Origin of the sequence: Actinopolyspora alba (assembly GCF_900112765.1) — a bacterium.
In the GTDB taxonomy this organism is placed as follows: domain Bacteria; phylum Actinomycetota; class Actinomycetes; order Mycobacteriales; family Pseudonocardiaceae; genus Actinopolyspora; species Actinopolyspora alba.
Map to the genome: position 1 here is coordinate 1 of NZ_FOMZ01000011.1, position 17323 is coordinate 17323.

General features: G+C 70.8%; 3 protein-coding genes and 2 pseudogenes. 4 read left to right on the forward strand and 1 reads right to left on the reverse strand.

The window, feature by feature from the left end; translation table 11 throughout:
• The 3 genes and pseudogenes from BM150_RS16875 to BM150_RS16885 all read left to right on the forward strand — a co-directional run.
• The coding region (locus BM150_RS16875) for a type I polyketide synthase (protein ID WP_139219570.1) at positions 1-3210 on the forward strand (3210 nt) is incomplete at its 5' end.
• A gap of 75 nt (positions 3211-3285) precedes the next feature.
• Positions 3286-8781: pseudogene (locus tag BM150_RS16880) on the forward strand (type I polyketide synthase); the annotation flags it as partial.
• Between the two features lie 46 nt (positions 8782-8827).
• Positions 8828-15331: pseudogene (locus BM150_RS16885) on the forward strand (SDR family NAD(P)-dependent oxidoreductase); the annotation flags it as partial.
• Positions 15332-15440: 109 nt separating this feature from the next.
• Here BM150_RS16885 and BM150_RS16890 read toward each other — a convergent pair.
• Positions 15441-16256, reverse strand: coding sequence for a methyltransferase domain-containing protein (locus BM150_RS16890; protein WP_092928276.1), 816 nt, complete (start codon positions 16254-16256; stop codon positions 15441-15443).
• 264 nt (positions 16257-16520) lie between these two features.
• Between BM150_RS16890 and BM150_RS16895 the strand changes: the two genes are divergently transcribed.
• Positions 16521-17252, forward strand: a complete 732-nt coding sequence (locus tag BM150_RS16895) for a YwaF family protein (protein WP_092928277.1) — start codon at positions 16521-16523, stop codon at positions 17250-17252.
• The last annotated feature ends 71 nt before the right edge of the window (positions 17253-17323 follow it).

Sequence of the window (17323 nt, forward strand, 5' to 3'; positions counted from 1 at the left end):
GTTCCGGTGGTCAGTAATGTCACCGGGCAACTGTTGACGGGTGAGGAGATGTGCTCGCCGGGGTATTGGGCGCGGCATGTGCGGCAGCCGGTGCGGTTCGCCGACGGTGTTGAGACGGCGTTGGCTGCTGGGGTGGATGTGTTCGTGGAGTGTGGTCCGGACAACACCGCCAGTGCGATGGCGGCCCAGTGCGTGCCGGATGACGTGGCGACCCGGTTGATTCCCGCCCTGCGTGCTGGGGGTGATTCGTCCGGCCAGTTGGGTGAGGCGGAATCCTTTGTGGCGGCGTTGGGCGCGTTGCACACGGCCGGGCATGCCCCGGATTGGGACGCGTTCTACCACGGCAGTGGGGCCAAACCCGTGCTGTTGCCGACGTATGCGTTCCAGCGGGAGCACTACTGGTTGAGTCCGCCCGAGGTGGTGGGGGCTGGTTCGGGTGTTGGTGATGTGTCGGGTGAGGTGTGTCGTTGGTCGTTGGGGGGAACGCGGCAGGTGCTTCCTGCTGGTGGGGCGGTGCATGCGTTGCGGGTGGGTCCTGGGGTGCAGGCGTATTTGGCGGATCATCGGGTGTTTGGTCGGGTGGTGGTGCCGGGGGCGTTTCATGTGTCGGTGTTGTTGGCGGTCGCGGCGAGTTGGTGGCCGGGCCGGTCGGTGGCGTTGGTGGATGTGCGGTTCGTGGCGGCGTTGGTGGTCGATGAGGCCGAGGCCGACTTGCCGGTGCAGGTGCATCTGGTGCCTGACGATGACGACACGGGCGAGTCCGAGATGCTGCGGGCGACGGTGGCCAGTTGGCAGCACGACCAGTGGACCGTGCACGCCCACGCCCACCTCACACCCACCGACGAACCCGCCGGGCTTCCCGTACTTCCGGCCGTTCCGCCCCCGGAGGAGATGGAAACCACCGATTCACTCCTGGACTCCTTGCGTGCGGTGGAGGTCGACTGGGGGCCACGCTGGCGGTGGCTGTCCGGATTCCGGAACACCGGTGACGCCTGCCACGGCTCCTTCACGGTTCCGGAAGGCGTCGATCCAGAGGGGACTCCGGTACCCGCCGGCCTGCTCGACAACGCCTTCGCGGTGGCCATGTCGCTTTCCGGCCACATCGAGGACGGCACACCGCAGTTGCCCTTCCACATCGAACGGCTCGTCTGGAACGGACGGCACCGCACGGTTCGAACCGCGACCGGCGCCGGTTCGAGTTCCCAGGAGTCGATGACACGGGTGGACGACCTCGTCGGTCGGGGCGCGGCCGGGGAACCGGTGTTTCACCTGGAGGGGTTCACCGCGCACCGGGCTCCGATGCACCGATTTCTGGCTCCCCGACACGAGAACGACCTCTTCCGAATCGCGCTCGAACCTGTCGACCCCGATCCGATGCCGTCCGAGTCGACGAGCGGGGAGTCCCGAACCTTCCGGCACCTGCCCGCGTTCGAAACGGATGTCACCGCCCTGACGACCGAATCGACCGACACGGACGAGACACCGACGATCGTGGTGGAGTGGCCGGATCTCCCCCCGACCTCGGACGCTGTTCGAGATGCGACCAAGTGCGCGCTCTCCTGGATCCAGGCGTGGTTGGGCTCCGAAGTACTCGGACGGACGCGGCTGGTGTGGGTGACGCGCAACGGGATGGCGATCGGTGACGAAGCGACGTCCCCGGCCGCTGCGGCGGTCTGGGGACTGGGCCGGACCGCGCAGTCGGAACACCCCGACCGATCCTTGGTACTGCTCGACGTCGATGCCGAGCTCGACCACGCCTCACTCGACAGTGCCCTGCGGGCACTGCCCCCCGACGAACCCCAGCTGGTGCTGCGTGGCGGGACCCCGCACGTCCCTCGACTCACCCCTGTCGAAGCCACGTCCTCGCTACCCGACACCACCGATGACTCAGGTGTTCGGTTCGACACCTCGGGTACCGTGCTCGTCACCGGGGCCACCGGTGGGCTCGGTCGCATCGTGAGCCGTCATCTCGTCACCGAGCACGGTGTTCGCCATCTGCTGCTGCTGTCGCGCTCCGGTACCGAAGCGCCCGGCGCCGACGACCTGGTCGCTGAGCTCGAGGAACTCGGTGCGGAGACGGTGACCCTCCGCGCGTGCGACGTGTCCGTCCGCCAGGAGCTGGCGGCGGCGCTCGACACTATCCCCTCGGACCATCCGCTGCGTTCGGTCGTGCACGTGGCGGGAATCGTGGATGACGGTCTGCTCGCGGATCTCACCGACGCGCGGGTGGAGGCGACCCTTCGCGCCAAGGTCGACGCGGCGCTGCTGCTGCACGAGTTGACCGAGTCGACGCCGATGTCGGCGTTCGTGCTGTTCTCCTCGGTGGCGGGCACGTTCGGCAGTGCCGCCCAAGGTAGCTACGCGGCGGCCAACGCCGCGCTGGACGCGTTGGCGTCGCGACGGAGAGCGCTGGGGTTGGCGGCGACGAGCCTGGCTTGGGGGCCGTGGTCCGAGTCCGGCATGGCGGCCGACATGGACGAGGCATTGCGGCGTCGGCTGCGGCGCGAGGGGTTGCGGTTCATCGACCCCGAGAGCGGGATGCGGCTGTTCGACGAGGCACTCGCCAGGCCCGAGGCGGTACTCGCGCCGGTACCACTGGACCGCGGCGCCCTCCGGGAGGCGGGTGGTGTCGCGAGCGCACCGCCGCCGCTGCGCGGCCTCGTGCCGGCGCGGGAATCGAGCGAGCGTGCTCGGGAGGGGACGACGCTCGCCGACACGCTGCTGCGGTCGTCGGAGGCGGAGCGTCCCCGTGTCGTGCTGGAGGCGGTGCGCGCGGAGATCGCGGCGGTACTCGGGTTCGGCTCCGCCGAAGCGTTGCCCGCACAGCAGGCCCTGCAGGAGCTCGGACTCGACTCGCTGATGGCGGTGGAGGTGCGCAACCGGTTGTCCGGGCTGGTCGGGGAGAAACTCCCGGTGGATCTCCTGTTCAGCTATCCCACCGCGCAGGCGCTCGCCGATCGCCTCTCGGAGCTCCTCACCCCGGACGAGGGGGAGCCCGACGAGGCCGAGCAGGCGCGCGAGCTCGTGGCCGCGTTGGAACGCTTCTCACCGGAAGCGCTCGAGCGCAGCGGAGCGACACGGCGGTTGCTCGATCTGACGTATCGGCAGCGGCAGAGCCAGGACGACCAGCACGTGGAACGGCAGGAACTCGAGGAAGCCTCGGACGAGGAGCTGCTCGAAATCCTCGACGAAGAGATCTCGAACCGGTGAGCCCACCCGGGCCGGACGGACACCCCACTCCCGGACACCGGCTGGAATCCGGCTCCCTCGGAAAGGTTATTCGACTTGGCGACCGACCCAGAGCTACGCACGTATCTGAAGCGGGCGACCGCGGAGCTGAAGGAGACCAAGCGCCGACTCGCCGACGAGCTGCACCGCAACAACGAGCCGATCGCCATCGTGTCGATGGCCGGACGCTACCCGGGGGGAGCCGACACGCCCGAGGGACTGTGGCAGCTGCTCGACGAGGGGCGTGACGGTATCGGCGACTTCCCGGATCGTCCGGAGTGGAACGTCGAGGACGTCTACGATCCCGATCCGGACGCGCCGGGGCGCTCGACGGCCAAGGAAGGCGGTTTCCTGCACGACGCGGGCCTGTTCGACCCCGAGTTCTTCGGGATCAGCCCGAAAGAGGCCGAGCGGTTCGACCCGCAGCAGCGCGTGCTCCTCGAGACCTGCTGGGAACTCCTGGAACGCGCGCGGGTGCCGCCATCCTCCCTGGAGGGCAGCCTCACCGGCGTCTACGCGGGCGTCATGTACAACGACTACCTGTCGCGGTTGGGGCACGACAACACGAACTTCGACGGGCACAACGTCGCGGCAGGCGCGGGAAGTCTCGTCTCCGGACGCATCGCCTACACGCTCGGGCTCCAGGGACCCGCCGTCTCGGTGGACACCGCCTGCAGCTCGTCGCTGGTCACCATCCACACCGCGATGCAGGCGCTGCGGCGTGGTGAGTGCGACCTCGCGCTCGCGGGCGGGGTCACGGTGATGGCCACCCCCTCGATCCTCATCGAGTTCAGCAGGCAGTACGCGGCGGCGCCGGACGGTCGCTGCAAACCGTTCTCCGCCGACGCGAACGGTGTGGGTTGGGCGGAGGGCTGCGGGATGCTGCTGCTCGAACGGCTCTCGGACGCGCGGGCCAACGGACGCGAGGTGCTGGCGGTGCTGCGCTCGAGCGCCACCAACCAGGACGGTCGCAGTCAGGGGCTGATCGCGCCGAACGGTCCTTCGCAGGAGCGGGTGATGCGGGCCGCGCTGACCGCGGCAGGCCTCGGTCCGGAAGACGTGGACGCGGTGGAGGCGCACGGCACCGGCACGACGCTCGGCGATCCGATGGAGGCCAACGCCGTACTGGCGACCTACGGCACGGGACGTGGCCCGGAGGCGCCGCTGTACCTGGGCTCCGTCAAGTCCAACTTCGGCCACACGCAGGCGGCCGCTGGTGCGGCCGGTGTGATGAAGATGGTGCTCGCGCTCCGGAACGAGCGGTTACCCCGATCGCTGTACGCCGAGAAGCCGTCGACCGGCGTCGACTGGTCGACGGGGCACGTCCGGCTGCTCGCGGAACCCGTGCCCTGGCCACGCCGGGAGGAGCACGTCCGCCGCGCGGGCGTGAGTTCGTTCGGGATCTCCGGTACCAACGCCCACCTCGTCGTCGAGGAGGCACCGCTGCCCCCCGAACCGGACGAGGACGGCTCCGACCCGACCCCGCGCTCGGAGCTCGACACCGCGCCGCGAGCACTTCCGACCCCGTTGCCGCTGGTCCTGTCCGGACGCGGTGCGCAAGCCCTCCGTGCCAACGCCGCACGCCTCGCCGAGCGCCTGGCCCCACGGCTCGCCGCCGCGGAATCCGACGAAGCCGCCACCGCACTCCGGGACGTGGCCTGGAGCCTGGTCACGACACGCGACGTGCACCGGGAACGGCTCGCGCTTCCCGTCGGCGGCGAGGACGCCGTCGACGCGCTCCGGTCGGTCGCCGAGGGGACGATGCCGTCCGGTGCTGTCCGGGCGCGCGGAGAGCGATCGCAGGTGGTCTTCGTCTTCCCCGGCCAGGGCAGCCAGCATCCCGGCATGTGCCGCGAGCTGCTCGCCGACCGCGTGTTCCGCCAGGCGCTCGACGAGTGCGATCGGGCGCTTCGCCCCCACACCGACTTCTCGGTGGTCGAGCTGCTGGAGGCCGACGACGAGGCGCAACGTGAGGCTATGGAACGGGTGACGGTGGTCCAGCCGCTGCTGTTCGCCGTGGCGGTCGCGATCGCGCGTCTCTGGCGGAGCCGGGGTGTCCAGCCGTCCGGGGTGGTCGGTCACAGCCAGGGGGAGGTCGCGGCAGCGGTCGTCGCGGGGAGCCTGAGCCTGGCGGACGCGGCGCGCGTCGTCGCGGTGCGCAGCCGCCTCGTCGAAGGTCTGGACGGGGACGGTGGGATGGCCGGTGTCGGGTTGCCGGTGGAGGAGGTGGAACGGCGTCTCGCCGGGCGCGACGGTCTCTCGGTCGCCACGGTCAACACCACCGGGTCCACGGGTGTGGCAGGCGATCGTGCCGAACTCGAACGCTTCATGTCCGAGCTGGACGCCGAGGGTGTGTTCTGCCGCCGCATCGCGGTCGACTACGCCTCCCACTCACCGCAGGTGGATCCGATCCTGGATCCGATCCGCCGGGAGCTGGCCGCACTGGCCCCCGGTGCGGGTGAGGTCCCGATCTACTCGACGGTGCGCGGTGAGCGGCTCACCGGTGCGGAGCTGAACGGTGCTTACTGGGCCGACAACCTGCGGCATCCGGTGCGCCTGGATCGCGCCCTGACCGCGCTGGCCCCAGGCGGCCGGACCGCGTTCCTGGAGATCAGCGCGCATCCGCTGCTGACCGCACCGCTGCGAGGGGACGGTCACGAGGCGGTCGTCGGGTCCCTGGTTCGGGACGAGGATCCCCGGGCTCGGTTGCGGATCGCCGCGGCGGAACTGTTCGCCCACGGCATCCCGGTGGACTGGAACACGGTCTGGGACGGTTCCCGGGCACGTGCCGTCGAGCTGCCGACCTACGCGTTCCAGCGGGAGCACTACTGGCTGGACGTCCCGGAGACCTCGCGAGGCGACGCCCGGACCCTCGGTCTCGAAGCGGGAGAACACCCGATCGCGGTGGCCCGCACGCAGCTGCCGGACGGCAGCGTGCTGTTCTCCGGCGGCTTCGAGCCCGCCACACATCCCTGGCTGTTCGAGCAACGTGTCCACGAGACACCGGTCGTTCCCGCGGCCGCGGTGGTCGAACTGGTGCTGCACGCCGCTGTCGAACTGGGAGCCGATCTCACCTCGTTGACCGTCGATTCCCAGTGGCCGCTCGACGACCGGCGTGCGTGGCGCGTCCAGCTCACGGTGAGCCCCGGCGACGAGAGCGGGGCGCGTTCGGTCGTCGTGCGCGGTAGGCCTCGGGACGCGGGCGAGGACGAACCGTGGACCACGCACGCGAACGCGACACTGACCGGGGATGAGTCCCCCGGCCAGGCGCTCGACGCGCTCGGGGAGTGGCCGCCGGGGGGAGCGGAACCGGCAGCGGTGGAAACCGGCGACCGGCTGGTGGGGCGCGGTATCGACATCGGCCCCGCCTTTCCCCCGGTGGAGACGGTTCGCAACAGCGGGGACACGTGGTTCGTCGAGGCCCCGCTGCCCGAGGACCTGGCCACGGACGTCGATTCGAACGGGGCCGAGTCCTTCCGGCTGCATCCCGCGCTACTGGAGACGGTGGTGCAGACCGTGGCCGCCCACGCCATCGACACCGAGGGGCCACTGCTGCCCGTCGAGTGGCGGGGGGTGCGGTTGCACGCGTTCGCCGTGACGGCGTTCCGGGCACGCGTCACCCGCGTCGACGACGCGGAGTTCCGGATCGAGCTGTTCGACCCGACCGGCTCGCCGGTGGCCACGGTGGACCGGTGTTCCTTCCGTCCCGTCGCGACCGAGGACCTTCCGCAGCCGCCACGGCGACCGGCGACTTCGCTGCACCGAGTGGAAACCCGTCCGGTTCCGGCACGACAGGATCCGGACGAGCCGAAGCCCGTGCGCGTCGTGCGCTTCCCGGACTTCGAACCCACCTCCGAGGGCATCCGGGAGGCGACTCGCCGGGGACTCGCCCTGCTCCAGGACTCGCTCGCCGCCGACGCCCCGGAAGGTGAGCGCGTCGTGTGGGTCCTGCGCGACGCGGTCGCCACCGGCGACGACGATCACCCCCCGAACCCCGCCATGTCTGCCGTGTGGGGACTCGGCCGGTCGTTCTCGGCCGAACACCCCGAGCACGGGCTCGCGCTCCTGGACACCGACACCGATCGGGACGAGGCGGACCTCACGGCACTCGTGCGGCGCGCACCGGAGGAGGAGAACCAACTCGTGGAGCGCGGTGGAGTCCTCACGGCACTCCGCCTGGTCCGCGCCCCGGACTCCGAGCCCGGGGAGGACACCGCTGAGGAATCGTCGCTCGCGTCAGGGACGGTGCTGGTCACCGGAGGAACCGGCGGACTCGCCCGATTCACCTGCCATCATCTCGTCGCCCGACACGGGGTGCGGCACCTGGTGCTGCTCTCCCGGTCCGGGAAGCGGGCGGCCGGTGCCGAGGCGCTGGTACACGAGCTCGAAGCGGCCGGTGCGGAGACGGTCACCGTCACGGCCTGCGACGTCGGTGATCGGGCGCGACTGGCGGAAGCACTCGGTGACATCCCGCCGGAGCGCCCGTTGACGGGTGTGTTCCACACCGCGGGCGTCCTCGACGACGGCTTGATCGGTGATCTCACGCCGGAACGCCTCGACACCGTGCTGCGACCGAAGGTGGACGGTGCGCTGCACCTGCACGAGCTGACCGAGAACATCCAGCTGTCCGCTTTCGTGCTGTTCTCCTCGGTGGCGGGCACCATCGGTGGTCCCGGCCAGGCCAACTACGCGGCGGCGAACGCGGCTCTCGACGCCCTGGCCGAGCTCCGCGCGCACCGAGGGCTTCCCGCGCTCAGCCTGGCCTGGGGCGTTTGGTCGGAGGCGGGCCTGGCGACCGAACTGGACGAACAGCTCCGGAAACGACTCGACCGCACGGGCATGCTGCCGATCGACCGCGAGTCCGGTACGGCGCTGCTGGACGCCGCACTGCGCGGATCGACCACCGTGGTCACCCCGGCTCCGATCGACACGGCACTGCTGCGGCGGCGCGTCACCACCCGGCCGGAGACCGTGCCCGTCATGCTCAGGTCCCTGATCCGGGGACCTCTTCGACGGGCCGCCGACGGGCGCGGCACCGGTTCCGAACTGGCCACCCGGCTCGAACGGCTCCCGGAAGCGGAGCGAGATCCAGCGCTGCTCGAGGCGGTGCGCGGCGAGCTCGCCGTCGTCCTGGGGCTGTCGGGTGCGTCGGCGGTTCCGTCGGATCGTCCGGTCCGCGAGCTCGGTCTCGACTCGCTGATGGCCGTCGAGTCCCGCAACCGGCTGGCGGCACTGGTCGGTGCGCCGCTCTCGGCGAACCTCCTGTTCGACCACCCCACGCCGGAGGACCTCGCCGACGTGCTCGGGGAGAAGCTCGGCTGGGGGGCCGGTGCCACGCGGCGGAACGTGAGCGACGAGGAGACGCGCATCCGGGATCTCCTCGCCACGGTACCGCTCGCACGGCTGCGGGAGACCGGTCTGCTCACCCCGCTACTGGAGGTGGCCGAAGGTGTCGGCACCGAAGACACCGGGGACTCCACCGAGTCCGGGGAGATCGACTCGATGAACGTGGACGACCTCCTTCGCCTCGTCGACGAGGAACAGGGCGAATAGCCGGACCACGACCGGCAACCCCACGCGACGCCGAGAGGTACTCATGCCCGACCAGGAAAAGCTCACCGAAGCCCTTCGAGCCTCGTTGAAGAAGTCCGAGCGGCTGCAGCAGGAAAAACGCGCGCTCGTCGCCTCGACGCGCGAACCGATCGCGATCGTGTCGATGGCGTGCCGCTATCCGGGTGATGCGCACACCCCGGAGGACTTCTGGGACCTCCTCACCGAGGGCAGGGACGCGATCACGTCGTTCCCGGAACGGCCCGGCTTCGACCGGGACCGCCTCTACGATCCGGATCCGGACGCGCCGGGTAAGTCATACGGATACGAGGGGGGCTTTCTGCACGAGGCCGGTGAGTTCGACCCCGCCTTCTTCGGGATCAGCCCCCGGGAGGCGCGGCACATCGATCCGCAGCAGCGGCTGCTCCTCGAGACGTCGTGGGAGACCTTCGAACGTGCCGGGATCCGCCCCTCGTCGCTGGCGCGCAGCTCGACCGGTGTGTACACGGGTCTCTTCCCGAACTTCTACGCCACCGGCGACCTCGAAGAACTGGACGGGCACGCCACAGCCGGATCGCTGCCGAGCGCCGCGTCCGGGCGGATCTCCTACACGCTCGGGCTGGAAGGACCCGCGGTGTCGGTCGACACCGCCTGCAGTTCCTGCCTGACCGCGCTCCACCTCGCGATGCAGGGACTGCGCCGCGGCGATTGCGACCTCGCGCTCGCCGGTGGGGTGACGGTGATGACCAGCCCGGCCGGTTTCGTCGAGTTCAGCAGACAGCGGGGCATGGCCCCCGACGGTCGTTGCAAGGCCTTCTCCGAGCACGCCGACGGCATGGGCTTCGGCGAGGGGTGCGGCATGCTGCTGCTCGAACGCCTCTCCGACGCCCAGCGGCGGGGGCACGAGGTGCTTGCCGTGCTGCGGGCGAGCGCGGTCAACCAGGACGGCCGCAGCCAAGGGCTCACCGCCCCGAACGGCCCCTCGCAGGAGCGGGTGATCCGAGCCGCACTCGAATCGGCCGAGCTGTCCCCAGCCGATGTGGACGCGGTCGAGGCGCACGGGACCGGTACCACGCTCGGCGATCCCATCGAGGCCAACGCCCTGTTGTCGACCTACGGCGCGGACCGTGCCGGGCGGGATCCGTTGCGGCTCGGCTCGGTCAAGTCCAACATCGCCCACGGCCAGGCCGCCGCGGGCGCGGCTGGCGTGATGAAGATGGTGCTCGCGCTGCGCAACGAGCTGTTGCCGCGCTCGCTGCACGCCGAGGAGCCGAGCCGGCACATCGACTGGTCCACCGGAAACATCGAACTGCTCACCGAGCCCACCCCGTGGCCCGAGCGCGCGGGGCACGTGCGGCGCGCGGGCGTGAGCTCCTTCGGGCTGTCCGGGACCAACGCGCACGTCATCGTCGAGGAAGCACCCGCTCCTTCGGCGAAGTCCGAGACCGAGCCATCCGTCGACCACCCCGGGACGGAGGGCGACATCCCGACTCCCGCGACCGTTCCGCTCCTGCTGTCGGGGCACTCCGAGGACGCGGTGCGCGCGAACGCGGCGCGGCTGGCCGATCATCTCGAAGCCCGATCCGACGACCACCGGGTCTCTCTGGTGGACACCGCCTACAGCCTGGCCACCACCCGTGACGCGTTCCGGCACCGCCTCGTCGTTCCGGCAGCCGGGACGACGGAGGCGATCGAGCGGTTGCGTGCGTGCGCGGCGGGTTCGCGGCCGAGCGGAACGGTACTGGCGATCGCGAAACGGAACCAACCGGTCTTCGTCCTCCCCGGGCAGGGCAGCCAGTACCCGGGGATGTGCCGCTCGCTGCTCGGGGAAGCGGTTTTCCGCGAGGCGCTGGTCGAGTGCGACGAAGTCCTTCGCGGGCGAGTGGGATTCTCCGTGGTCGAACTCCTGGAGTCCGACGACGAGGAGCAGCGCGAGGCGATGGCCCGGGTGGACGTGGCCCAGCCGCTGCTGTTCGCGGTCTCGGTGGCCCTCGGCAGGCTCTGGGAGTCGTGGGGAGTGTCCCCGGCGGCCGTCGTCGGGCACAGCCAGGGCGAGGTGGGCGCCGCCGTGATCGCCGGTGCGCTCACCCTCGACGAGGGGGCCCGCGTCGTCGCGGTGCGCAGTCGGCTGATCCGGGGGCTCGACGGCGACGGCGCGATGGGCAGCGTCGGACTGCCCGTCGACGAGGTCGAGCGGCGCCTCGCCGAGCGGGAGCCGGGGCTGTCGGTGGCGGTGGTCAACACCGCAGAGTCCACCGTGGTCGCCGGAGACACGGGCGCGCTCGACGCGCTGCTCGGCGAGCTGGACGCCGAGGGGGTGTTCTGCCGCCGCATCGCGGTGGACTACGCCTCGCACTCGCCGCAGGTGGACCCGATCCTCGACGCGATCGTTTCCGAGCTCTCGGAGCTGGCGCCACGCGAGGGACGCGTCCCGATCTGCTCCACGGTGCGCGGTGAACGACTCGACGGGAGCGAACTCGACGGCGGTTACTGGGCCGACAACCTGCGCCTGCCGGTTCGGCTGGACCTGGCGCTCGAGGCACTCGCCCCCGGTGACGAGACGGCGTTCCTGGAGCTGAGCGCGCACCCGCTGCTCGTGGCCGCACTGACCGGCAGCGGCCACGAGGCGGTGGTGGGTTCGCTGCACCGCGACGCCGACGCCGCGAGCCGCGTCCGCGTCGCGGCGGCGGAGCTCTTCGCGCACGGGATCACCGTCGACCGGGACGCCGTCCACTCCGGAGCGGGTGCCAAGCCGGTGGCACTTCCCACCTACGCGTTCCAGCGGCAGCACTACTGGCTCGAATCGGACCGCACATCGCCCCAGGACCTCACCGACTTGGGGCTGGACACCTCCGAGCACGCGCTTCTCGGTGGACGAACCGACCGGCCCGACGGCGGTGTCGTGTTCACCGGCCTGGTCGCGCCGACGGGCCGGTGGCCGGCGGGATGCGATGTTCACGACACGACGATGGTCCCCGCCGCCGCGCTGCTCGATGCGGTACTGTACGCGCTCTCGACCGTCTCGGACGAGGACGTGATGGGGGTGCGGGAGGCAACCTCGCGGACGCCCCTGGCTGTTGCGGGCACCGCGAGGCGACTGCAGCTCTCGCTCGAACCGGAACAGGACGACGGAACGCGGACCTTCACGTTGCACAGCCGGGCAGCGGAGGAATCCGGAGTGTGGACGCGTCACCTCGTCGGAACGCTGGCCGCGATCCCGCCGGAGGAGCCGACCGCCGCCCCGCGGTGGCCGTCGCGAGACGCGACCGAACTCGACCCGGACGAACTGTCCGAGAGGCTCGTGGCACGCGGATGGCACCCGGAGACGGCGACGCGCGGTCTCCGGCGGATCTGGCGGGACGAGGACACCCTGTTCGTGGAAGCCTCGTTACCGGAAACGGACGAGTGGGACCGCACGGGCGGGAACGGAACCGACGCAGGCGAGGGCTACGGCCTTCACCCCGCGTTGCTCGAGGCGGCGCTGCGGGCACTGGAGGGCAGCGATCCCTCCCCGGGGGAGGACGTCCACCTGCCGGTGGAGTGGCGTGCCGTACGGCTGCACGCGGTCGGGGCGACGTCGGTGCGCGCCCGAATCACCGGTCTCGGTGGTCCGGAAGCCGGTATCGAGCTGTTCGATCCGACCGGTGCCCCGGTGGCCACGATCGATGCCGTCGCTCGGCGTCCCGTGACCGCTGCGGAGGTCCGCACCACCGTCGGTGGCGAGCGGCCACAGCTCTACCGGGTCGACACGTGGCCGGTGCGTTCTCGCGCCGCCACCCCGAGGACGTTCCGCGAGGTGGACCCGCACGCGCCCGACTTCGCCACGCTCGCCGCCGAGGCGCGCGACGAGAACCCGGTCCTCCTCGTCCGATGGCCACGACCGGCACCGACGGCCTCCACCGTCCGGGAGATCACGCACCGTGGACTGAGCTTTCTGCGCGGCCTGCTCGACACCGAGGGTCTCGAACACGCGCGCGTGGTCTGGCTCACGAGGCAGGCATGGTGCGCCGACCACGACGACGCGCCCGCCGACCCGGGATCCGCCGCGCTCTGGGGCCTCGGGCGCTCCCTGCACACCGAGCACCCGGATCGTGATCTCGTGCTCGTCGACGTCGAGGAGTCCCGTGCCGACGACGAGTCCCTGCACCGTCTGCTGCTTGCCCTGCCGGAGGACGAGAACCAGCTCCTGGTTCGCGGCGACACCGTATCCGCGCCGCGCCTGACGCGGGTGGACAGCGGAGCGGAACAACCCAGGCCCGACTGGAACCCGGACGGCACGGCCCTGGTCACCGGTGGAACCGGAGCCCTCGCGCGGCTGACCTGCCTGCACCTGGTGCGGCACTTCGGGCTGCGACACCTGATGCTCGTCTCGCGCTCGGGACCGGCCGCCGACGGCGCCGACGACCTCGTGCGGGAATTGAAAGAAGCCGGGGCGGAGACCGTCGCGCTGCGCGCCTGCGACGTCTCCGATCGTGCCGATCTCGAAACCGTCCTGGAGGAGATTCCGGAGGAGAACCCGCTGTCCGTGGTGCTGCACACCGCCGCGGTCGTCGACGACGGACTCCTCACCGCTCTCACCGCCGAGCAGGTCGACAGGGTGCTGGCGCCGAAGGTGGACGCCGCCTTCCACCTCGACGCGTTGACCCGCGATGCCTCCCTCGACGCGTTCGTGCTGTTCTCGTCGGCGGCGGGAACTCTCGGTGCGATGGGGCAGGCCAACTACGGTGCGGCGAACGCGGCTCTCGACGCGCTCGCGATCCGCAGGCGGCAGCAGGGCCTGCCGGGACTCAGCCTCGGCTGGGGGACGTGGGTCGAGGCCGGGATGGTCACCGAGCTCGACGAGCTTCTGCGACTTCGGCTGCGCCGCATGGGACTCTCGCCGATCGACGACGAGCTCGGGCTGCGACTGTTCGACGACGCGCTGCGCCGTCCGGACGCGTTCCTCGCGCCGGTGCCGCTGGACCGCTCCGCGCTCCAGCGGACGGCGAGCGCGCAGCCGGGATCGACGCCGTCGATGCTGCGGGCACTGGCCCACGTCCCCAAACGTCGTGCCGCCGGAACGGACGACGCCGACGGCGGTGCGGCGGCGAGATTGCGCCGGCTTCCCGCGACCGAGCGCGAAGCGGCTCTGCTCGAGATCGTGCGGAGCGAGTTCGCCGCCGTGTTCGGCCTCACGGAGTCGTCGGGGATCGACCCCGATCGACCGGTGCGGGACCTGGGACTGGACTCGTTGATGGCGGTCGAGCTGCGCAACCGACTCGGATCGCTCGTCGGTGCCCGACTGTCCGCTTCGGTGCTCCTGGAGTACCCGAGGCCTCGTGAGCTCGCGCGGTTTCTCGTCGGCGAGCTCGGCACGGCCCCTGAGGAGGAGACCGACCTCGGGGGAGCTCCGGTTGCGGAGCGGAGCGCGGAGGGGGCGCGTGCCACGCCGATCGGTGAGTACGTCGCCGAGCCGTGGCTGTCGATGACCCGCGAGCTCTCGTTCGAGCCGAGCCACGCGGCGACGCGCTCCGTCCTGCTGTCGGGGGCGACGGGTTTCCTCGGTGCACATCTGGTAGACGCGCTGCTCGACGATCCGCGGGTCGAGCGGGTCGTGGCGGTGGTGCGCGCCCGCGACGATCACGAGGCTCGCGAGCGGGTTCGCCGCTCACTGCACCAGTGGGGACTGTCGCACCTGGAGGGAGCCTTCGAGGAGCGGGTGAGCGTTCACGCGGCTGATCTCGGTAAGCACCGGCTCGGCATGGGTGAGGAAAAGTTCCGACAGCTCGCCCATGGGACCACCGAGGTGCTGGCCAACGGGGCGGCGGTCGACTGGTTCGCCCCCTTCCGCGAGCTCGCCAGGGTGAACATCGGCGGGGTGCAGCGGCTTCTCGAACTCGCCTCGGTCGGAGCTCATCAGCACTTCTCGCTCGTGTCGACCCAGGCGGTGCACGACGTGATGCCGCCGCTCGACGCGAACTACTGGGACGACGACCGGCCGCTCCAGGGGTACGGGACGAGCAAGCGCGCCGCCGAGTACCTGGTCGAGGCGGCACGGGACCTGGGGCTGCCGACCTCGGTGTTCCGCCCGGGCGTCGTGATCGCGGGGGCGGAGTGCGGAACCATGAACAAACGCCAGGGGGAGTATCACATCTTCCGAGCTGTCGTGGAGTCGCGCTCACTGCCGGACGACGGGCTCGGGACCGGCTCACCCGTCGACTACGTCGCCCACGCGATCGCACGCGGTGCTCTCGATCCCGACGGTCGGGGCGCGCACGAGGTCATCCATCCCGAGCCGCCCGCTCCGGAGGAGCTGCTGCGTCTCTTCCGGGAAGCGGGTTGGGAGTGCGACCTGGTTCCCTCGGAGAAGTTCCTGCGGTGGACGTCCGAGGCGATGCGCTCCGGAGACCACTGGTTGCGGCTCGCACAGGTGTTGCTGGAGGGGCACGGCGGGGCGGTCTCGACGCACGTTCCGTCGTCGATGCCCTCCGATGAGCTGGCGCGGCGCTTCCGTCCGGAGGCGGGGATCCTGCGTACGCTGCACGCCATCGCGGAGGAGGGCGACCAGGAGTGACGGGCGGCACGAGCTCGGCCCGGTTGATCGCGATCGGTTCGAGCTCGACAGGAGCAGTGTGACCGGGATCCCGGGAGGGCGGGGCGGGAGCGTCGTCGGTGTGGGCCGCTCATTCGGGGGCGCGGCAGAGCACCTCGCCGTGCGGGACGGCGAACCAGCCGTCGGGGTGCCGCGCCCACTCGCGCCAGGCCGCCGAGATCGCGGCCAGTTCCTCGTGAGTGGCATGGCCACCCGCCACCGCCCGCTCGGTGATGCGTGAGCCCAGTATGCGGTCCGCCCACATACCGCCCCACCACGCCCGCTCCTCCGGGGTGGCGTGGCACCAGACCGACGCGCTCGGCGTCACCTCGACCGCTCCGGCGGCACGTGCCCAGGACAGCAGTCGCCGTCCGGCGTCCGGTTCGGTGCCGTTGGCCCGTGCGACCGAGCGGTACACCTCCCGCCAGCGGTCCAGCCTTTCGTCGGCGGGCCACCAGAAAGCGCCGGCGTAGTCGGTGTCGCGGACCGCTACCACCCCTCCTGGGTGCACGACCCGGAGCATCTCCCGGAGTGCCGCGACCGGATCGGTCAGGTGCAGCAGCACCTGGTGCGCGTGCACCACGTCGAAGGTGTCGTCGTCGAAGTCCAGCTCGTGGACGTCGCCGTACCGGAACTCGACGTTGTCGACCCGTTCCGTTGTTGCGGTCTTCCGCGCCTGTGCCAGCACCGGTTCGCCCGGGTCCAACCCCACTACCCGGCCCGGCACCACCCGTTCCGCGATATCGACGGTGATCGTTCCGGGGCCGCAGCCCACGTCGAGCACGTGTTGCCCCGGCTGGAGCCGGTCGGCCAGATAAGCCGCGGAATCGTCCACTGTCCGTCGGCGATGCGAGCGCACTACGCTCTCGGCGTAGCCCTGGCCGTAGACCTGATCGGAAGTCGTCACGCTGATTCCTCTCCAAGCCGTGGTGGTGTCGCCGCTGCGGTGTTGGAGATCCGCCACGCTGTATCTCAAAATATGGACATTTGCGATCACTTTGTGGGAAAAAGTTTAGGGGTCGCGCCGTGACCGTCACAAGTGGTCGACCACGACCGCACGGCGGTGGCCCGGGAACCTCCCGCTTCGGAAAGAAGCGACGATTGCCGGGACGCGGTGTGTGCGGTGCGGTTCAGCGGGCGAGGAGGACGATTCCGCTACTAGCCTTCCGGTGTGGACCCGTCGTGGGCGCAGGAGACCTTCACTCCCTACGGCATCTCCCACTGGGTTCTCCTCGGGGCGGCGGCAGTAGGGGCGGTGCTGCTCGTCCGGGTCGGACGTCGGCAGCGCGGAACGCGCTCGGGAGTGCTGTTCGCCAGGGCGTTCGCGTCGCTGCTGGGGCTGTTCGCGGTGGCGATGCAGGTATACCGGCTCCTGCCGTCGCAGTGGGACATCGATGTCTCGCTGCCGTTGCACCTGTCCGACCTCACCTGGCTCGTGGCGGTCTACGCGCTGTGGACGCGGCGACAGTGGGCGTACTCGCTGACGTACTACTGGGGGCTCACGCTCAATCCGCAGGCCATGATCACTCCGGCGCTGGACGCTCCGGGGTTTCCGCACGTCGACTTCGTCGACTTCTGGACCCAGCACATCCTCGTGGTCTGGGCGGCCATCTACCTGACCTGGGGTTTGGGGCTGCGTCCCGACTGGCGCAGCCTGGCGACCACCGCCGTCGTCACGGTCGCCTGGGGTGTGGCGGTGTTCGGTTTCAACCTGGTCACCGGGGCGAACTACGGCTTCCTCAACGCCAAGCCGAACAATCCCTCGCTGCTGGACGTGATGGGGCCGTGGCCGTGGTACCTCGCCGTCGAGTTCGCGGTGGGGATCGCCGCGTGGGCGTTGATCACCTGGCCGTGGACGCGCTCGGCCGGGCGATCGGCGCGGCGCGCGGAACCTGCGGAGTGATCACGCACCACGGTGGGCCTCGCGGAGGAGCCATCGCCCCGCCGAACCGCGCCCGCCGATGTCGCCGGTCC